This is a genomic window from Streptomyces sp. ISL-12 (assembly GCF_018614415.1).
Taxonomy (GTDB): Bacteria; Actinomycetota; Actinomycetes; order Streptomycetales; family Streptomycetaceae; genus Streptomyces.
The window spans coordinates 38,238-56,031 of sequence record NZ_JAGGOO010000048.1; the positions used below are offsets into that span (position 1 = coordinate 38,238).

The following is a 17,794-nucleotide window of genomic DNA, read 5'->3' on the forward strand; positions in this document are numbered from 1 at the left end:
CACACGGTCTGGAACCCCGTTCCAGCTTGACAGGAATGGAACAAGGTTCCAGTGTGGGGAGTGGAACAAATGGAACGACATTCCAGCACTGTAGGGAGCGTTGTCATGACTACCGACGTCACGATCATCGGCGCCGGGCTCGGCGGGCTCACCCTCGCCCGTGTCCTCCACGTCCACGGCATACCGGTCACCGTCCACGAGGCGGAGGCCTCGCCGACCGCCCGGGCGCAGGGCGGGATGCTCGACATCCACGACCACAACGGGCAGCTCGCCCTCAAGGCCGCGGGCCTCTACGAGGAGTTCCGCGGCCTCGTCCTGGAGGGCCGCCAGGCATCCCGCGCCCTCGCCCCGGACGGGACCGTCCTGCTCGACGAACCCGACGACGGCACGGGCGGACGCCCCGAGGTGCACCGCGGTGAGCTGCGGCGACTGCTGCTCGACTCGCTGCCGGAGGGCACCGTGCGGTGGGGGCGCAAGGTGAGCGGCGTCCGGGCGCTGGGCGGGGGCCGGCACGAGGTGGCCTTCGCCGACGGCACGACCGTCGTCACGGGGCTGCTGGTCGGCGCGGACGGCGCCTGGTCGCGGGTGCGGCCGCTGCTCTCCGCCGCCGTGCCCGAGTACACCGGCACGTCGTTCGTCGAGACGTACCTGTACGACGCCGACACCCGGCACCCCGGCGCCGCGAAGGCGGTCGGCGGCGGATCGATGTACGCGCTCGCGCCGGGGAAGGGCATCATGGCGCACCGGGAGAGCGGGGGCACCCTGCACACGTACGTGGCGCTGGCCCGGCCGCTGGAGTGGTTCGACGGCATCGACTTCACCGACGCGAGTGCGGCCGCCGCACGGATCGCCGGGGAGTTCGAGGGCTGGGCGCCCGAACTCACCGCGCTGATCACCGACGGCGAGACCGCGCCCGTACCGCGCCCCCTGTACACGCTGCCGGCCGAGCACCGCTGGGACCGGGTGCCGGGGGCGACCCTGCTCGGCGACGCCGCCCACCTCATGATCCCGTCGGGGGAGGGCGCCAACCTGGCCATGTACGACGCCGCCCGGCTCGGTGAGCTGCTCGCCGCGCACCCCGGTGACACCGAGGCCGCGCTCGCCGTCCACGAGCGGGAGATGTTCCCGCGCAGCGCCGCCGAGGCCGTCGCGGCGGGCCGGCTGCACGCGGCGATGTTCGGCGACGACTCGCCCCACGGGCTGCTCGGCCTGTTCGCCGGAGGCGAGCCGTCCGCCTGACGGGAGGGCGCGGGCGGCCGGGCGGGCTCGCCGTCCGTGGTTTCCCCCTCGTTGGTTCTCCGGATTCCCGGAAGAAAGTGAGGTGGCCCACGCTGAGCCACCTTTCTTTCCCCTGGTTCCGGCGACGGAGAAACAATCGGTGTCCGATGTCAGGTGATTTTCGGCGCAGAACGTACAAGGCGACTGGACGGGCAGAGGATGACGCACACCGCGTTCCCCTGTCCCGCCTCCGGTCGCCGGACGCCACGCCGCTCGTGAACGGCCGCCGGGTGGCGGACGACCCGCGGGCGGTGGCCGAAGTGCAGCGCCGGGCGGGCAACCGTGCCACCGTCCGGACCGTACGGCTCCGGGTGGACCGGCACAACGTGCTGGACCTCACCGCGGCCGCCGCCTACGACGCAGCCGCCGGGTCCGTCACCCCGCGCGGGCGGGGCGCGGCGCTCCGGAACATCGTGTGGGCGGAGCACTGGGCGCCCATTTCGGAGGTGTGCCGAAAACACAAGTACACCATCGCCGTCCGGGAGACCGGTGAGCATTCCATCCGGCGTATCGCGGAAGGCGCCAAAGCCAAACCGCACGACATTCTGGAGAAATCGATCAAGCCGTCCTCCGTCCGCCGGGCCTACGGCACGGGGACCGGGCAGGCGGAGAGCGACCCGGTGGCCGTACTGAGCTGGCTGACCACCCATGACCTGGACGGTTTCGTCGGCCACTGGAACGAGCGGGGACTGATCGGCGTGCGGATCGACCACCCGCCGCAGTCGGTCCTCGACGCCGGGATCGTGCGGACCGGCGCCAAGGGGGAGCAGTACGTGCCGATCGACATGAAGGCGCCCGGCGGCGGCCCGCACCTGAGGCGCCTGAAGGCCGACCCGAACTGGAAGCAGTACCTCTACACCGGGGACTACGACCTGCACGAGGCGTACGCCGCGACCGGCGGCACGACCGGTGGCCAGATCGCCGAGGCCACCCCCGAGAAGGCCAAGCTGCTCAGCCGTCTCAACGACGGCATCGCGGGCGGCGCCCGGGAGCAGGTGGTGCGCGGCGGCACCGCCGCCGTGGGCCGGCGCGGGCTGCACATGGCGAGCGGCTCCGACTACGCCATGTTCCAGCACGGCGACCAGGCCACCTACCGGATGAACCAGTACCTGGAGGCGCGGGCGCTGGAGGAACCGGTCGGCCGGCAGGCGGCGCAGCTGGTGCGGGCGGTCGCCACCGAGAGCGACGAGCCCCTGGCGTGGTGCCGCATGGGGCAGTGGTACGTGACCACGAACCGCAAGGAACACGCGGTACTGCGGGACCGCTGGAAACTGGCCGTGCCCCACACCTGGGGCGACGCGGAGCGGGAACGCACCGCCCGCGGCGGTTACCGCACCGCCCGCTACACGGACTGACCGTCCGGGGCCCGCCTGCGCCGTTGCGTCCCCGCGTTTCGCCGCGCGGTGCGGGGCACACTCGGACCCATGCGGACTGCGTACGGCGTGGAGACGGTCAGGACGGCGGAGCGGGCGGCGATGGCGCGGCTGCCCGAGGGGGCCTTGATGCAATGCGCGGCGGCCGGGCTCGCCGCCGCCTGCGCCGACCTGCTCGGCCGGGTGCCGGGCCGGGTGTACGGCAGCCGGGTGGTGCTGCTGGTCGGCAGCGGCGACAACGGCGGCGACGCGCTGTACGCCGGGGCGCGGCTGGCCCGGCGGGGCGCGGGCGTGACCGCCGTCCTGCTCGCGCCCGAGCGGGCGCACGCCGGGGGGCTCGCGGCGCTGCGCCGGGCGGGCGGGAGCGCGGCGGGCGTGGATTCCGGGGTGGGGCTGATCGAGCGGGCCGACCTGGTCGTCGACGGCATCGTCGGGATCGGGGGCAAGGGCGGGCTGCGGCCGGAGGCGGTGCCGCTCGCCGAGGCGGCGGAGCGGGCGCGGGCCGCCGTGGTCGCCGTGGACCTGCCGAGCGGGGTGGACGCGGAGACGGGGCAGGTGCGGGGGGCGGCCGTGCGGGCCGACCTGACCGTGACGTTCGGGACGCACAAGCCGGGGCTGCTGATCGACCCGGCGCGGGAGTACGCCGGGTCGGTGCGGCTCGTCGACATCGGGCTGGAGTGGGACGAGACGCCGGTGCTGGAGGCGTTGCAGCACGCGGACGTGGCGCGGCTGCTGCCGGTGCCGGGGGCCGAGAGCGACAAGTACCGGCGGGGGGTCGTGGGCATCGCCGCCGGGTCGGCCCGCTATCCGGGCGCGGCGGTGCTCGCGGTGTCGGGCGCGCTGCGGGGCGGGGCGGGTGCGGTGCGGTACGTCGGTCCGGCCGGGGACGCGGTGATCGCCCGGTTCCCGGAGACGCTCGTGTCCGACCAGGGACCGAAGCGGGCGGGGCGGGTGCAGGCGTGGGTGGTCGGACCGGGGGCCGGGGACGACGCCGGGACCGTGGCGGAGGTGGTCGCGGCGGAGGTGCCGGTGCTGATCGACGCGGACGGGCTGCGGCTGGCGGACGCCGGGGCGGTACGGGCGCGGACGGCGCCGACGCTGATGACGCCGCACGCCGGGGAGGCGGCGGCGCTGCTCGGGGTGAGCCGCGAGGAGGTCGAGGGGGCGCGGCTGGCGGCGGTGCGGGAACTGGCGGGGCGGTACGGGGCGACGGTGCTGCTGAAGGGGTCGACGACCTTGGTCGCGGGGGCGGGCGAGGGGCCCGTGCGGGTCAACGGGACGGGGACGCCCTGGCTGGCCACGGCCGGCAGCGGGGACGTGCTGTCCGGGCTGGCGGGGTCCTTGCTGGCGGCGGGGCTGTCGGCGCTGGACGCGGGGAGCGCGGGGGCGTATCTGCACGGGCTGGCGGGGAGGCTCGCGGCTCGGGGGGCGCCGGTGGGGGCGCACGACGTGGCGTCGGCGATTCCTCGGGCGTGGCGGGATGTAAGGGATGTGCGGGAAGTAAGGGAAGTAACGGATGCGCGGGAAGTAAGGGAAGTAAGGGAAGTAAGGGATGTGCAAGATGTACGGGGGTGACCCGCGGGCCGGTCACGGGGCGCGCGGCGTCGGTGCCGGCGTCGGTGCCGGCGGCGGGGTGCGCGCCCGCCCGGAGACATCCCCGGCCTCCCTGTCCGACCCCTCTGAGACACTGGCCCCACGATGAGTGAGACAACTGCCCGCCGGGGCGCCGCCCTGCGGGCCCGGGCCGAGATCGATCTGGACGCGCTGCGGGGCAACGTGCGCACCCTGCGCGCGCTGCTCGCGCCGGGTGCGGAGCTGATGGCCGTGGTGAAGGCGGACGCCTACGGCCACGGCGCGATCCCGTGCGCCCGCGCGGCGGTCGAGGCCGGCGCCACCTGGCTCGGTACCGCCACCCCGCAGGAGGCCCTCGCGCTGCGCGCCGACGCGGGGCTGCCGGACGACCTGCGGATCATGTGCTGGCTCTGGACGCCCGGAGGGCCCTGGCAGGAGGCGGTCGAGGCCGGCCTCGACGTCTCCGTCAGCGGCATGTGGGCCCTGCGCGAGGTCGAGGACGCCGCCCGTCGCGCCGGGCGTCCGGCGCGGGTGCAGCTCAAGGCCGACACCGGGCTCGGCCGCAGCGGCTGCCAGCCGGGCCCGGACTGGCACGAGCTGGTCGGCGCCGCCCTGCGCGCCGAGGACGAGGGGCTGCTCCGCGTCACCGGACTCTGGTCCCACTTCGCCTGCGCCGACGAGCCCGGCCACCCCTCCATCGCCGCCCAGCTCACCGTCTTCCGGGAGATGACGGCGTACGCCGAGGAGCGGGGCGTGCGCCCCGACGTACGGCACATCGCCAACTCCCCGGCCACCCTCACCCTCCCCGAGGCCCACTTCGACCTCGTACGCACCGGCATCGCGCTCTACGGCCTCTCGCCCAGCCCCGAGCTGGGCACCCCCGCCGACCACGGACTGCGCCCGGTGATGACGCTGTCCGCCTCCCTCGCCCTGGTCAAGGACGTCCCCGGCGGCCACGGCGTCAGCTACGGGCACCACTACACCACCGCCGGCGAGACCACCCTCGGCCTCGTCCCCCTCGGCTACGCGGACGGCATCCCGCGGCACGCCTCCGCCACCGGCCCGGTCCTGGTCGACGGCAAGTGGCGTACGGTGGCGGGCCGGATCGCGATGGACCAGTTCGTGGTCGACCTCGGCGGCGACCGGCCCGCGGCCGGTGCCGAGGCGGTGCTGTTCGGACCGGGCGACCGGGGCGAGCCCACCGCCGAGGACTGGGCGCAGGCCGCGGGCACCATCGGGTACGAGATCGTCACCCGGATCGGGGCCCGGGTGCCGCGCGTCCATGTGCATGAGTGACCCGTGAGTGATCCGAGCATGAGTGCTTCGTGCATGAGTGATCCGAGCACGAGTGCTTCGCGCATGAGTGACCCGGTGGCGAGGAGGAGCGGTTCGTGAGCGAGAGCAGCGGGGAGGCCGTCGCCTCCGCCGCCGAGGCAGCCGCGGAGGTCGCGATAGAGGTCGCCGCCGGCGGCTGGCGCCGGGCGACCGGCATAGCGGGCGTCGCGATAGGCGTGGTCGCGGCGGGCGCGGCGGCCGGCGTCGCGATAGAGCGGCTCACCGTCGGCCGCGGCATGCGCCGGCGGGCCCGCCTCGCCCTCGACTCGACGGGTCCGTACGGCTCGCTGCGCGGCATACCCGGCCAGGCGTACGCCGACGACGGCACCGAGCTGTACTACGAGATCGACGACGTCGAACCGGAGGACGGGACCGCGCCGCGCCGCCGCCGGCTCTTCGGCCGCAAGGCCCCCGCCCCCGTGACCGTCGTCTTCTGCCACGGCTACTGCCTCAGCCAGGACTCCTGGCACTTCCAGCGCGCCGCCCTGCGCGGCGTCGTCCGGTCCGTCTACTGGGACCAGCGCAGCCACGGCCGGTCCGGGCGGGGCGTGTCCCAGGTCCGGGACGGCGAGCCGGTCAGCATCGAGGACCTGGGCCGCGACCTGAAGGCGGTCATCGACGCCACCGTCCCCGAGGGGCCGATCGTGCTGGTCGGGCACTCGATGGGCGGGATGACCGTGATGGCCCTGGCCGACGAGTTCCCCGAGCTGATCCGCGAGCGCGTCGTCGGCGTCGCGCTGGTCGGCACCTCGTCGGGGCGGCTCGGCGAGGTCAACTTCGGACTCCCCGTGGCCGGCGTGAACGCCGTGCGGCGGATACTGCCGGGCGTGCTGAAGGCGCTGGGGCAGCGGGCCGAACTGGTGGAGAAGGGACGCCGGGCCACCGCGGACCTGTTCGCCGGGATCATCAAGCGGTACTCCTTCGCGGCCCGGGACGTCGACCCGGCCGTCGCCCGGTTCGCCGAGCGCATGATCGAGTCCACGCCGATCGACGTCGTCGCCGAGTACTACCCGGCCTTCGACGACCACGACAAGACGGCGGCCCTCGTCCGCTTCCAGGACATACCCGTCCTGGTGCTGGCCGGGGTGCGGGACCTGGTGACCCCCAGCGAGCACAGCGAGGCCATCGCCGGCGAACTGCCGGACGCGGAACTGGTCCTCGTACCGGACGCCGGGCACCTGGTGATGCTGGAGCACCCGGAGGTGGTCACCGACCGCCTCGCCGACCTGCTCGTCCGCGTCGGTGCCGTCCCCTCAGGGGCTACCGTGGGTGGCTATGGAAGCACCAGCAACCCCGCAGGGCCCGGACAGCCCGGCTGAGCCCACCCCTGCCGCAGAGATCACCGTCACCTCCCCCGAGCAGATGCGCGAGCTGGGCCGCCGCCTGGCCAAGCTGCTGCGCCCCGGCGACCTCGTGATGCTCAGCGGCGAGCTGGGCGCCGGCAAGACCACACTGACCCGGGGACTCGGCGAGGGCCTCGGCGTGCGCGGCGCCGTCACCTCGCCGACGTTCGTCATCGCCCGCGTCCACCCCTCCCTCGGCGACGGCCCGCCGCTGGTCCACGTCGACGCCTACCGGCTGTCCGGCGGCCTGGACGAGATGGAGGACCTCGACCTGGACGTCTCGCTGCCGGACTCCGTGATCGTCGTGGAGTGGGGCGAGGGCAAGGTCGAGGAGCTGACCGACGACCGGCTCCAGCTCGTCATCCACCGCGCCGCCGGCGACACCACCGACGAGGTACGGCACGTGACCCTGACCGGGATCGGCGCGCGCTGGACGACGGCCGACCTGACGGTCCTGACCGCCTGAGCCGGCCGGACCTCCCGCGCTTCCCGACAACACGTCACTTCCCGACAATACGTCGGGAACATATTGCGTTCCGCGTGCTGCCCGTGGTCACATGGTATCCAGTACGTGGTTAGGCATGCCTAACCACGCCCGCCCCCGAGCTTCAGGAGGCGACCATGTCGGCTTCGCAGACCCAGCCGGTCCAGGTGCCCATGCGCGATCTGCTGGCCGCCTGTGCCGCGGCCCGGACCCTCTCCACACCGCCGCGCGCACCCGAGCCCGAGCCCCGGCAGCAGCCCGCGCCGCACCACCGCGACGCGGCCTGAGCCGGGGCCGCCGCGCGGCGCTCAGCGGACGACCACGACCTTCTGCCCGATCGTCGCGAAGTCCCACATGGCGTCGCCGTCCGCGCGCGTCTCCCGGATGCCGCCCGTCTTCACGCCCGGCGCGGGCTTCTCCGTCGAGCCGTCCACCGCCGCGCTGAACCCGATGACCACCCCGTCGACGCCGGCGAAGCGCACGACGTGCTCGACCGGGATGCCGTCGGAGCCGGTGACCCGGTTGGAGCGGGAGGTGACCGTGTAGGTGCCCGGCGCCGGGTCCACCGTGCTGGGCGTGACCCGGAAGGTGCGCTGGACCCGGTCGCCCGCGCCGACCAGCCAGACCCGGTCGTCGTCCACCGAGTACACCACGCGTTCACCCTTTCCGGACCCCGTGGGCAGGGCCTCGGGGTGCCGTTTGTCGCGGGGTGCCTTGGAAGCCCCGGGAGCCCCGGGGACTCCGGAGACGCCGGGGGAGGGGGAGGCGCTCGCGCGCGGCCTGCCCAGTTCGGCCGGGACGGTCACCGACGCCTGGTGGGCGAGGAAACCGATCGCGGCCAGGGCCGCCGCGGTGAGCCCGGTGACCATCGCGGAGCTGCTGCTTGGCACTGGCGACCACCTCGGCGTCGTGCGGGACGCGGCGGGCGCCGTTGCGGGCCGCGCCGTCACTGATTCCGTAGCGACGGTAGCAGTCGGTGACCTCCCGACCGGCCCGGCCGACACGGCTGTCCGGGCCGCCGTAGGCTGTCCGTGTGCTCTTGCTCGCTCTGGATACCGCCACCCCCGCCGTCACCGTCGCGCTGCACGACGGCACGGACGTCATCGCCTCCGCCGGCCAGGTGGACGCGCGCCGCCACGGTGAGCTGCTGCTGCCCGCCGTCGACCGGATGCTCGCCGGGACCGGGCTACGGCTCGACGCGGTCACCGGCGTCGTCGCCGGCACCGGCCCCGGGCCGTACACGGGGCTGCGCGTCGGCCTGATGACCGCCGACACCTTCGGGCTCGCGCTCGGCGTGCCCGTGCACGGAGTGTGCACGCTGGACGGCCTCGCCTACGCCGCCGACCTGGAGGGCCCCTTCGTGGTGGCGACCGACGCCCGCCGCAAAGAGGTCTACTGGGCCCGCTACGCCGACTCCCGCACCCGGCTCACCGACCCGGCCGTCGACCGCCCCGCCGACATCGCGGACGAGGTCGCGGGCCTCCCGGCGGTCGGCGCGGGCGCGCTGCTGTACCCGGACGCCTTCCCCCAGGCCCACGAGCCCGAGCACGTCTCCGCCGCCGCGCTCGCCTGCCTGGCCGCCGAGCGGCTCGCGGCCGGCGAGGAACTGCCCCCGCCCCGGCCGCTCTACCTGCGCCGCCCCGACGCCCAGGTCCCCAAGAACTACAAGGTGGTCACCCCCAAGTGACCGCCCCAGTGAGCTCGACCGCCGCACTGCGCGAGATGCGCTGGTGGGACATCGACCCGGTGCTGCTCCTGGAACGGGAGCTGTTCCCCGAGGACGCCTGGTCCCGGGGCATGTTCTGGTCCGAACTGGCACACGCCCGGGGCCCGGGGGCGACCCGCCGCTACCTGGTCGCCGAGGAACCCGACGACGGCCGGATCGTCGGGTACGCGGGGCTGGTCGCCTCCTCCAGCGACCAGGCCGACGTCCAGACCATCGCCGTCGCCCGCGACCAGTGGGGCACCGGCCTCGGCTCCCGGCTGCTGACCGAACTGCTCCGCGCGGCCACCGCCTTCGAGTGCGCCGAAGTGATGCTGGAGTGCCGCGTCGACAACGTCCGGGCGCAGCGACTCTACGAGCGCTTCGGCTTCGCGCCCATCGGCGTCCGGCGCGGCTACTACCAGCCGGGCAACGTGGACGCCCTGGTGATGCGCCTCACCGATCCGGCGAACTCCGTACCCGATCCCGTACAAGGAACCGAGACCCATGGCTGACGAACCCCTGGTACTGGGGATCGAGACCTCCTGCGACGAGACCGGTGTCGGTGTCGTGCGCGGCACCACCCTGCTGGCCGACGCCGTCGCCTCCAGCGTCGACGAGCACGCCCGCTTCGGCGGGGTCGTCCCGGAGGTCGCGAGCCGCGCCCACCTGGAGGCGATGGTCCCCACCATCCGGCGCGCGCTGAAGGAGGCCGGGGTCAGCGCCCGCGACCTCGACGGCATCGCCGTCACCGCCGGGCCGGGCCTGGCCGGCGCGCTGCTGGTCGGCGTCTCGGCGGCGAAGGCGTACGCCTACGCGCTGGGCAAGCCGCTCTACGGCGTCAACCACCTCGCCTCGCACATCTGCGTCGACCAGCTGGAGCACGGCCCGCTGCCCGAGCCGACGATGGCCCTGCTGGTCTCCGGCGGGCACTCCTCGCTGCTGCTCTCCTCCGACATCACCTCCGACGTGCGGCCGATGGGCGCGACCATCGACGACGCGGCCGGCGAGGCGTTCGACAAGATCGCCCGCGTACTGAACCTCGGTTTCCCCGGCGGCCCGGTCATCGACCGTTACGCCCGCGAGGGCGACCCGTCCGCGATCGCGTTCCCGCGCGGTCTGACCGGGCCGCGCGACCCGGCGTACGACTTCTCCTTCTCGGGGCTGAAGACGGCCGTGGCCCGCTGGATCGAGGCGAAGCGGGCGGCGGGGGAGGAGGTGCCGGTGCGCGATGTGGCGGCCTCCTTCCAGGAGGCGGTCGTCGACGTGCTGACCCGCAAGGCGGTGCGGGTCTGCAAGGACGAGGGCGTCGACCACCTGATGATCGGCGGCGGTGTCGCCGCCAACTCCCGGCTGCGGGCGCTGGCCCAGGAGCGCTGCGAGGCGGCCGGCATCCGGCTGCGCGTGCCGCGCCCCAAGCTGTGCACGGACAACGGGGCGATGGTGGCCGCGCTCGGCGCCGAGATGGTCGCCCGGAACCGGGCCGCCTCCGACTGGGACCTGTCGGCGGACTCGTCCCTCCCGGTCACCGACCCGCACGTCCCGGGGAACGGTCACGGTCACGATCACGTGCACGAGGTCAGCAAGGAGAACCTGTACTCATGACCGTCGCCGTGATGTGGGAGGCGCGGGCCGTATCCGGCCGGGGCGAGGACCTGCTCGCCTGGGCCCGCGCCCAGGAGCTGCCCGCCGCCCCGCTGCGCCGCGAGACGTTCCGCGCCCCGCAGGACCGCGTCCTCGTCATCACCTGGTGGGACGCGGAGTACGGCGCCGACCTGCCGGAGCTTGCGGAGCCGGCCGAGGACCTGGTCACCCGGGCGGTGCACCGCTGGCGGTTCGAGTCGGTCGCGGAGGACTGACCGGCGTGCAGGAGTACTCCGCCGGGTCCCGGCCCTCGCGGCCCCTCCACAGCCGGACCCCGCGCCGGCGTTCGTAGCGGGCGGCGGCCAGGGCGCGGCCCGTCCGGTCCGGCGCCGGGTACCGCGCGCACCGGGCGGCACCGCGGAGCGCCGACGGCCGACGGCAACGCCGCAGACGGGCGGATCATCGGCCCCCCCGGCGCCGCGCGGTTCCGGTGCCGGGCTCACTCCGCGGCCGACACCTCCGTCTCGCAGCGCAGCCGCCGGTCGGGGCCGACCTTCCGTGCCGGTCCCGTGAGGGTGAGCCGGGCCGTGTGCCGTACGTCCGCGCTGGACGCTCCCAGGCGCAGGTCCAGCGCGCCCGGCTCGACCACCCTCCGCCCGGAGCGGTCGGTGAAGGAGGAGAGGTCCGCGTGGAACCGGAACGTCACCCGCCGGGCCTCGCCCGGGGCCAGTTCCAGACGCCGGTAGCCGATCAGGCGGACGTCGGGGCGGGTCACGCGGGCCACCGGGTCGTGCAGGTAGAGCTGCACCACCTCGGCGCCCGCCCGGTCGCCGGTGTTGCGGACGGTCACGGACACGTCGTACGAGCCGTCCGTGCCGATCGCGGCGGGCGGGCCGGTGAAGTCCTCCCACGCGAACGCCGTGTACGAGCGGCCGTGTCCGAAGGGGTACAGCGGCGTCGGGTCCAGGTTGCTGACCTCGCCGGCCAGGCCCAGCGGGGGCTGGAGGTAGGTCCACGGCTGGCCGCCGGGCAGCCGCGGCACGCTCACCGGGAGGCGGCCCGACGGGTTGACGCGCCCGGACAGCACGCCCGCCACCGCCGGGCCGCCCTCCTCCCCGGGGAAGAACGCCTGGACCACCGCGCCCAGCCGCCCGTGCCAGCGGCCCAGCGCGTACGGCCGCCCGGTGAGCAGCACGAGGACCACCGGGACGCCCGTCGCCACCAGCGCGTCGAGCAGCTCGCCCTGCACGCCCGGCAGCCGCAGGTCGCCGGCGTCGCAGCCCTCGCCCGAGGTGCCCCGGCCGAACAGGCCCGCCCGGTCGCCCAGTACGGCCACGCACACGTCGGCCTCGGCGGCCCGCGCCACCGCCTCCGCGATGCCGTCGGTGTCCGGTCCCGAGGTGTCGCAGCCCTCGGCGAAGGTCACCTTGGCGTCCGGGAGTTCGGACCGCAGGGAGTCCAGGACGGTCGGGATGTCGATGCCGGCCGGGGTGCCCGGGTGGCTGGGCAGGACGTGGGACGGGAAGGAGTAGCAGCCGAGCATCGCCAGCGCGTCGGCGGCCCGGGGGCCGACCACCGCGATCCGGGTGTCGGGGGCCAGCGGCAGCAGGCCGCCGGGGTTGTCGAGGAGGACGACCGACTCCTCGGCCAGCCGGCGGGCGAGCGCCCGGTTGGCGGGGGAGTCCAGGTCGACGGGGCCGTCGCCGGCGGGCGGTGCGGGCGTCCAGTCCTCGTCCAGCAGGCCCAGTTCGCACTTCTGGAGCAGGACGCGCCGCGCCGACTGCTCGATCAGCGCCTCGGGGACCTCGCCCGCCCGGACCGCTTCGAGCAGCGGGGTGCCGTAGCACTTGACCGTCGGCAGTTCCACGTCGACGCCGGCCGCGAGGGCGAGGTGCGCCGCCTCGGCGGGGCTCCCGGCGACGCGGTGCAGGGACTGGAGGAAGCCGACGCCGAAGTAGTCGGCGACCACCGTGCCGGTGAACCCCCACTCCTCGCGCAGCAGGCCGGTCAGCAGCGCCGGGTCGGCCGAGGCGGGCACGCCGTCGGTCTCGGTGTACGCCGCCATCACCGACCGGGCGCCGCCCTCGCGCAGGGCCAGCTCGAACGGGGGCAGGGTGACGTCCGCCAGCTCCCGCACCCCAGCGCGCACCGGCGCGAGGTTGCGCGCCCCGGCGGACGCGGCGTACCCGGCGAAGTGCTTGAGCGTGGCGACGATCCCGGCCGACTCCAGCCCCCGCACATAGGCGGCGCCGACCGTGCCGACCAGGTACGGGTCCTCGCCGATGGTCTCCTCCACCCGGCCCCAGCGCGGATCGCGTACGACGTCCAGGACCGGCGCGAGGCCCTGGTGGACGCCGACCGAGCGCAGGTCACGGCCGATGCGCCCGGCCATCTCCTCGACGAGGTCCGGGTCGAAGGTCGCGCCCCAGGCCAGCGGCACCGGGTAGGCGGTGGCCCGCCAGGCGGTGAAGCCGGCCAGGCACTCCTCGTGGGCCAGCGCCGGGATGCCGAAGCGGCCGGCCGCCATGATGCGCCGCTGGGCGCTCGCCAGCGACCGGGCGCCGGCGGCCGGATCGACGGGGGCGGTGCCGAAGGGGCGGGTGAGCTGCCCGAGGCCCCGGGTGATCAGCTCCTCCCAGTCGTACTCCTCGGTCATCTCGCGCTGGAGCGGGGCGACGCCCGCACCGTCCGCGGAGGCGCCCACCCACACGCCGTAGAGCTGGGCGGTCTTCTCCTCCAGGGTCATCCGGGCCAGGAGGTCGTCGACACGGGCGGCGGCGGGCAGGGCGGGGTCACGCCAGGGCGCGGTGGTCATGGAACTCCTGTTCCGGGAACTCCGAGGCTCTTACGGTCGATGGACTGAAAGGGTTCGAATGTTTCGATGTAAAAAGCGAATGTTCCGGGAACCTATGGCCCCACGCGCTCTTCGTCAAGAGGTCCCGCAGGGATACGATCGCCGCCATGACATCCCCGCAGCCCGCTGAAACCCGGACGCGAGGGCGGTCCTCACAGACCGCGACCCTCGCCGAGATCGCCCGCGAGGCCGGTGTGTCGGCGCCGACTGTTTCGAAGGTCCTCAACGGCCGTGCCGACGTCGCCCCGGCCACCCGTGCCCGGGTGGAGGAACTGCTGCGCGCCCACGGCTACCGGCGCCGCCGCGCCGAGGCCACCCGCTCGCCCCTGATCGACCTGGTCTTCCACGAACTGGAGAGCGCCTGGGCGATGGAGGTCATCCGGGGCGTGGAGAACGTCGCCCGCGACACCGGCCTCAGCGTCGTGCTGTCGGAGAGCGCGGGCCGGCTCACCCCGGGCCGGACCTGGGCCGACCAGGTCGCCGCCCGCCGCCCGCACGGCGTCGTCCTCGTCCTGTCCGGCCTCGACGAGTCCCAGCGCGCGCTGCTGACCAGCCGTTCCATCCCGTTCGTGGTGATGGACCCGGCCGGCGACCCGGGCGCCGACGTGCCCTCCATCGGCGCCACCAACTGGCAGGGCGGGCTGGCCGCCACCCGGCACCTGGTCGAGCTGGGCCACACCCGGATCGGCGCGATCAGCGGGCCCACCCGGATGATGTGCAGCCGCGCCCGGATCGACGGCTACCGGGCCGCGCTGGACACCGCCGGGCTGCCCGCCGACCCCGCCCTGATCCGCACCGGCGACTTCCACCACGAGACCGGCTACCGCCAGGGCCTGGAACTGCTGCGCCGCCCCGACCGGCCCACCGCGGTCTTCGCCGGCAACGACCTCCAGGCGCTCGGCCTGTACGAGGCCGCCCGCGAACTGGGGCTGCGCATCCCGGAGGACCTGAGCGTGGTCGGCTTCGACGACCTGCCGGTGGCCCGCTGGGTGGGGCCGCCGCTGACGACCGTACGGCAGCCCCTGACGGAGATGGCCGAGGCCGCCGTCCGGCTGGTGCTCGACCTCGGCCGCGAGGGCGGCTCCGCGGCGGCGACCCGGGTGGAGCTGGCGACCAGCCTGGTGGTGCGCAGCAGTACGGCGGCGCCGCCGACGGCGTAGCCCCGCGCCGGTCGGTCACGGGCCCGAAACTTTCGGCTCCCCTGGAAGTCTGAGAATTTCCGCAGAAATGGCCCCCGTGTGTCGCCGCCCGCAACAATTCGGACGTACGTTCTTCCCGGGCGGGCACCCGGTGACGGCACCGTGGGGCGTGGGCAGGGGCGACAGAGCCGACAGGGGCGGACACATGGGCGGGCGGGCAAGAGGGCTGAAGGCCGCCGGCCTCACGATGGCGGGGCTCCTGCTGCTGGGCGTCGCGGCGGCCGGCTGGGTCTACTGGCACCTCAACGACAACATCACCGGCGTCGACATCAACAGCGCGCTCGGCGACGACCGCCCCGCCCGCCTCACCCCGGAGCCGTCCGTGTCGGCGTCCGCGTCCGCGCAGGCCACCGGCGCCCTCAACATCCTGGTCCTGGGCTCGGACTCGCGCAGCGGCGAGGAGAACGAGGAACTGGGCGGCGGCGACAGCGAGGGCGCCCGCTCCGACACGGCCATGGTCGTCCACCTCGACGCCGGCCGGACCGGCGCCACCGTGGTCAGCATCCCGCGCGACACTCTCGTCACCCGCCCGTCCTGCCCGCTGGCGGACGGCGGGTCGACGCGGGAGGCGTACCAGGTCATGTTCAACACCGCCTACGCGGTGGGCGGTCCGGTGTGCGCGGTGAAGACGGTCGAGACGCTCACCGGTGTCCGCATGGACCACTACATCGAGATCGACTTCTCCGGTTTCGCCAAGCTGGTGGACGCCCTCGGCGGGGTCACCGTCACCACCGACGAGGACATAGACGACGAGAAGAGCCACCTGACGCTCGACGCGGGCACCCACCACCTCGACGGCACCCAGGCCCTGGGCCTGGCCCGCACCCGGTACGGCATATCCGGCGGCAGCGACCTCGCCCGCATCGAACTCCAGCAGAAACTGGTCAAGGCGCTGCTGAAGCAGATCTCCGACACCGACCTGCTCACCGACCCCGCCCAGCTCTACGACGTCGCCGACGCCGTCACCGGCAGCCTCACCACCGACACCGGCCTGGACTCCCTGGGCGAGCTGATGAGCCTGGGGCAGAGCCTCGGGGGCCTCGCGGAGGACGAGGTGAAGACGGTGACGATGCCGGTGGTGCAGGCCCCGTCCGACGCCAACCGGGTGGTCGCCGACGAGCCGGACGCGAGCGCGCTGTGGGAGTCGCTGCGCTGACCCCTCGAAAAAATCCCCCCGACCGTGTCGATCCGGTCGCCTCCCGATCGACGTACGGGTGAGAGGCCGGGACGGGAACCCGGCCGCCGATCCCGAGGAGTCACCATGCCCCGCTTCCTGTCGCTGATCCGCATCGACGAGACCGACGTCCCCGCCGGGGGCCCCAGCCCCGAACTGATGGAACGCATGGGGAAGCTGATGGAGGAGATGACGAAGGCCGGCGTCCACCTCGACGACGGCGGCCTCGCCCCCACCGCCCAGGGCGCCCGTGTCCACTACACGGGCGGGCAGCTCTCCGTCACCGACGGCCCGTTCACCGAGACCAAGGAGGTCATCGGCGGGTACGCGATGCTCCAGGCCAAGGACCAGGCCGAGGCGGTCGAGTGGGTCAAGCGCTTCCTGAAGACCCACGAGGAGTACTGGACGATCACCTGCGAGGTGCGGGAGATTCTCGGAGGCTGACACGGCTGGCACGGCTGACGGGCCCGCGGTTGGTCCGGGGCGGCCCACGGTGTTGCATGGGGCCTGTGGAACCACAGCCCACCGCCGCCGGGGCCGCCCGGACCGCCCGCACCGCCCAGGACACCCTCACTGCCCGGACCGCCCGGACCGCCCTGGAGACCGTCTTCCGCCTGGAGTCCCCGCGGGTCGTCGCCGGCGTCGCCCGCGTCGTCCGCGACCTCGGCATCGCCGAGGAACTCACCCAGGACGCCCTGGTCGCCGCCCTGGAGCAGTGGCCCCGGGACGGCATCCCCGACAACCCGGGCGCCTGGCTCATGGCCACCGCCCGCCGCCGCGCCGTCGACCTGGTCCGCCGCCGGGAGAACTACGCCCGCAAGCTCGCCGAGATCGGCCGGACCCTCGACGACACGGCCCCGCCCGAGGAACCCGCCGACCCGGAGGACATCGACGACGACCTGCTCCGCCTGGTCTTCACCACCTGCCACCCGGTGCTCTCCGCCGAGGCCCGCACCGCCCTCACCCTGCGTCTGCTCGGCGGCCTCACCACCGCCGAGATCGCCCGCGCGTTCCTGGTCCCCGAGCCGACGGTCGCCCAGCGCATCGTCCGCGCCAAGCGCACCCTGGCCACCCGGAACGTCGCCTTCGAAGTGCCGTACGGCCCCGACCGCGAGGCCCGCCTCGGCTCCGTCCTCGACGTCATCTACCTGATCTTCAACGAGGGGTACGCGGCCACCGCGGGCGACGACTGGCTCCGCCCCGCCCTCTGCGAGGACGCCCTGCGCCTCGCCCGCGTGCTCTCCGCCCTGATGCCCAAGGAACCGGAGGTGCACGGCCTCACCGCCCTGCTGGAGTTCCAGTCCTCCCGCACCGCCGCCCGCACCGGCCCCGACGGCGCCCCGGTCCTCCTCAAGGACCAGAACCGCGGCCGCTGGAACCGCCTGCTCATCACCCGCGGCCTCACCGCCCTCGCCCGGGCCGACGCCGCCGCCCCGGGCCCGTACGTCCTCCAGGCCGCGATCGCCGCCTGCCACGCCCAGGCGTACACCTACGAGGAGACCGACTGGCCGCGCATCGCCGCCCTCTACGCCCTGCTCGCCGCCCGCGCGCCCTCCCCGGTCGTGGAGCTGAACCGCGCGGTCGCCGTCTCGATGGCCGAGGGCCCGGCCCCCGCCCTGGAGATCGTCGACGCCCTCGCCGCCGAACCGGTCCTGCGTACCTACCACTTGCTCCCCAGCGTCCGCGGCGACCTCCTCCACCGCCTGGGCCGTACGGCCGAGGCCCGCGCCGAGTTCGCACGAGCGGCGTCCCTGACCGGCAACGCCCGGGAGCGCGAGCTGCTCACCCGGCGGGCACGGGAGTGCCGCCGCGCCACAGCAGTTCGTGATACCGGGCGGCCCGCTCGCGGGTCACGGACTGAGCCATGAGGCGCCGGATCGCGTCGTTGACGTCGTC

17 protein-coding genes are annotated in these 17,794 nt (G+C 74.5%); 15 read left to right on the plus strand and 2 right to left on the minus strand.

Translation table 11 applies throughout. The annotated features are described in order from the left end of the window. The first annotated feature begins 105 nt into the window (after positions 1-105). The 7 genes from J7I94_RS14230 to J7I94_RS14260 all read left to right on the plus strand — a co-directional run bounded on the left by J7I94_RS14230 (position 106) and on the right by J7I94_RS14260 (position 7,672). Positions 106-1,239: an NAD(P)/FAD-dependent oxidoreductase gene (locus tag J7I94_RS14230; protein ID WP_215167429.1), complete on the plus strand. Its 1,134-nt coding sequence runs from the start codon at positions 106-108 to the stop codon at positions 1,237-1,239. Between the two features lie 269 nt (positions 1,240-1,508). Continuing rightward, positions 1,509-2,633 carry a hypothetical protein gene (locus J7I94_RS14235; protein ID WP_215167430.1) on the plus strand — a complete coding sequence of 375 codons (1,125 nt, stop codon included), beginning with the start codon at positions 1,509-1,511 and terminating at the stop codon, positions 2,631-2,633. A 69-nt stretch (positions 2,634-2,702) separates the two neighbouring features. Further along, on the plus strand, positions 2,703-4,226 hold the full coding sequence (locus J7I94_RS14240; RefSeq protein WP_215167431.1) for an NAD(P)H-hydrate dehydratase: 1,524 nt from the start codon (positions 2,703-2,705) through the stop codon (positions 4,224-4,226). Between the two features lie 123 nt (positions 4,227-4,349). After that, positions 4,350-5,519 carry an alanine racemase gene (gene alr / locus J7I94_RS14245; RefSeq protein WP_215167432.1) on the plus strand — a complete coding sequence of 390 codons (1,170 nt, stop codon included), beginning with the start codon at positions 4,350-4,352 and terminating at the stop codon, positions 5,517-5,519. Between the two features lie 95 nt (positions 5,520-5,614). Further along, entirely contained in the window at positions 5,615-6,877 is a 1,263-nt protein-coding gene (locus tag J7I94_RS14250) for an alpha/beta fold hydrolase (RefSeq protein WP_215167433.1), read from the plus strand. Continuing rightward, positions 6,834-7,367, plus strand: a complete 534-nt coding sequence (gene tsaE / locus J7I94_RS14255) for a tRNA (adenosine(37)-N6)-threonylcarbamoyltransferase complex ATPase subunit type 1 TsaE (RefSeq protein WP_215167434.1) — start codon at positions 6,834-6,836, stop codon at positions 7,365-7,367. The genes J7I94_RS14250 and tsaE overlap by 44 nt, the downstream gene beginning before the upstream one ends. A gap of 155 nt (positions 7,368-7,522) precedes the next feature. Beyond that, positions 7,523-7,672 (plus strand): hypothetical protein, encoded by a 150-nt coding sequence (locus J7I94_RS14260; RefSeq protein WP_215167435.1) that lies wholly within the window; start codon positions 7,523-7,525, stop codon positions 7,670-7,672. Between the two features lie 21 nt (positions 7,673-7,693). Here J7I94_RS14260 and J7I94_RS14265 read toward each other — a convergent pair whose 3' ends face one another. Then, positions 7,694-8,275: a hypothetical protein gene (locus tag J7I94_RS14265; RefSeq protein WP_215167436.1), complete on the minus strand. Its 582-nt coding sequence runs from the start codon at positions 8,273-8,275 to the stop codon at positions 7,694-7,696. A gap of 143 nt (positions 8,276-8,418) precedes the next feature. Between J7I94_RS14265 and tsaB the strand changes: the two genes are divergently transcribed. Genes tsaB through J7I94_RS14285 form a run of 4 tightly spaced genes read left to right on the plus strand, consistent with a single transcriptional unit; the run spans position 8,419 to position 10,946 of the window. Continuing rightward, complete coding sequence (tsaB, locus tag J7I94_RS14270) at positions 8,419-9,072, plus strand: tRNA (adenosine(37)-N6)-threonylcarbamoyltransferase complex dimerization subunit type 1 TsaB (RefSeq protein WP_215167437.1); 654 nt, start codon at positions 8,419-8,421, stop codon at positions 9,070-9,072. 35 nt (positions 9,073-9,107) lie between these two features. Next, entirely contained in the window at positions 9,108-9,602 is a 495-nt protein-coding gene (gene rimI, locus J7I94_RS14275; protein ID WP_215167486.1) for a ribosomal protein S18-alanine N-acetyltransferase, read from the plus strand. Then, positions 9,595-10,692 carry a tRNA (adenosine(37)-N6)-threonylcarbamoyltransferase complex transferase subunit TsaD gene (tsaD, locus tag J7I94_RS14280; protein ID WP_215167438.1) on the plus strand — a complete coding sequence of 366 codons (1,098 nt, stop codon included), beginning with the start codon at positions 9,595-9,597 and terminating at the stop codon, positions 10,690-10,692. The genes rimI and tsaD overlap by 8 nt, the downstream gene beginning before the upstream one ends. Next, entirely contained in the window at positions 10,689-10,946 is a 258-nt protein-coding gene (locus J7I94_RS14285; RefSeq protein ID WP_215167439.1) for a hypothetical protein, read from the plus strand. Before tsaD ends, J7I94_RS14285 begins: the two co-directional genes overlap by 4 nt. A gap of 224 nt (positions 10,947-11,170) precedes the next feature. Here J7I94_RS14285 and J7I94_RS14290 read toward each other — a convergent pair whose 3' ends face one another. Further along, the gene (locus J7I94_RS14290; protein WP_215167440.1) at positions 11,171-13,486 is read right to left on the minus strand and encodes a glycoside hydrolase family 3 N-terminal domain-containing protein; all 2,316 of its coding nucleotides are present in this window, start codon (positions 13,484-13,486) and stop codon (positions 11,171-11,173) included. 146 nt (positions 13,487-13,632) lie between these two features. On the opposite strand from J7I94_RS14290, the gene J7I94_RS14295 reads away from it, so the two are divergent. The 4 genes from J7I94_RS14295 (at position 13,633) to J7I94_RS14310 (ending at position 17,766) form a co-directional block, all read left to right on the plus strand. After that, positions 13,633-14,685: a LacI family DNA-binding transcriptional regulator gene (locus tag J7I94_RS14295; protein ID WP_215167441.1), complete on the plus strand. Its 1,053-nt coding sequence runs from the start codon at positions 13,633-13,635 to the stop codon at positions 14,683-14,685. A gap of 184 nt (positions 14,686-14,869) precedes the next feature. Continuing rightward, positions 14,870-15,880 carry an LCP family protein gene (locus J7I94_RS14300; protein WP_215167442.1) on the plus strand — a complete coding sequence of 337 codons (1,011 nt, stop codon included), beginning with the start codon at positions 14,870-14,872 and terminating at the stop codon, positions 15,878-15,880. Between the two features lie 105 nt (positions 15,881-15,985). After that, complete coding sequence (locus tag J7I94_RS14305; RefSeq protein ID WP_215167443.1) at positions 15,986-16,342, plus strand: YciI family protein; 357 nt, start codon at positions 15,986-15,988, stop codon at positions 16,340-16,342. 56 nt (positions 16,343-16,398) lie between these two features. Then, positions 16,399-17,766: an RNA polymerase sigma factor gene (locus J7I94_RS14310; RefSeq protein ID WP_215167444.1), complete on the plus strand. Its 1,368-nt coding sequence runs from the start codon at positions 16,399-16,401 to the stop codon at positions 17,764-17,766. Positions 17,767-17,794 lie beyond the last annotated feature (28 nt).

What these genes read in the sequence shown, in the direction of transcription:
- J7I94_RS14230 (WP_215167429.1), top strand. Translation starts at nt 106, where the DNA reads ATGACTACCGACGTCACGATCATCGGCGCCGGGCTCGGCGGGCTCACC.
- J7I94_RS14240 (WP_215167431.1), top strand. Translation starts at nt 2,703, where the DNA reads ATGCGGACTGCGTACGGCGTGGAGACGGTCAGGACGGCGGAGCGGGCG.
- alr (WP_215167432.1), top strand. Translation starts at nt 4,350, where the DNA reads ATGAGTGAGACAACTGCCCGCCGGGGCGCCGCCCTGCGGGCCCGGGCC.
- tsaE (WP_215167434.1), top strand. Translation starts at nt 6,834, where the DNA reads ATGGAAGCACCAGCAACCCCGCAGGGCCCGGACAGCCCGGCTGAGCCC.
- J7I94_RS14260 (WP_215167435.1), top strand. Translation starts at nt 7,523, where the DNA reads ATGTCGGCTTCGCAGACCCAGCCGGTCCAGGTGCCCATGCGCGATCTG.
- rimI (WP_215167486.1), top strand. Translation starts at nt 9,108, where the DNA reads ATGCGCTGGTGGGACATCGACCCGGTGCTGCTCCTGGAACGGGAGCTG.
- tsaD (WP_215167438.1), top strand. Translation starts at nt 9,595, where the DNA reads ATGGCTGACGAACCCCTGGTACTGGGGATCGAGACCTCCTGCGACGAG.
- J7I94_RS14285 (WP_215167439.1), top strand. Translation starts at nt 10,689, where the DNA reads ATGACCGTCGCCGTGATGTGGGAGGCGCGGGCCGTATCCGGCCGGGGC.
- J7I94_RS14290 (WP_215167440.1), bottom strand. Translation starts at nt 13,486, where the DNA reads ATGACCACCGCGCCCTGGCGTGACCCCGCCCTGCCCGCCGCCGCCCGT.
- J7I94_RS14295 (WP_215167441.1), top strand. Translation starts at nt 13,633, where the DNA reads ATGACATCCCCGCAGCCCGCTGAAACCCGGACGCGAGGGCGGTCCTCA.
- J7I94_RS14300 (WP_215167442.1), top strand. Translation starts at nt 14,870, where the DNA reads ATGGGCGGGCGGGCAAGAGGGCTGAAGGCCGCCGGCCTCACGATGGCG.
- J7I94_RS14305 (WP_215167443.1), top strand. Translation starts at nt 15,986, where the DNA reads ATGCCCCGCTTCCTGTCGCTGATCCGCATCGACGAGACCGACGTCCCC.
- J7I94_RS14310 (WP_215167444.1), top strand. Translation starts at nt 16,399, where the DNA reads ATGGGGCCTGTGGAACCACAGCCCACCGCCGCCGGGGCCGCCCGGACC.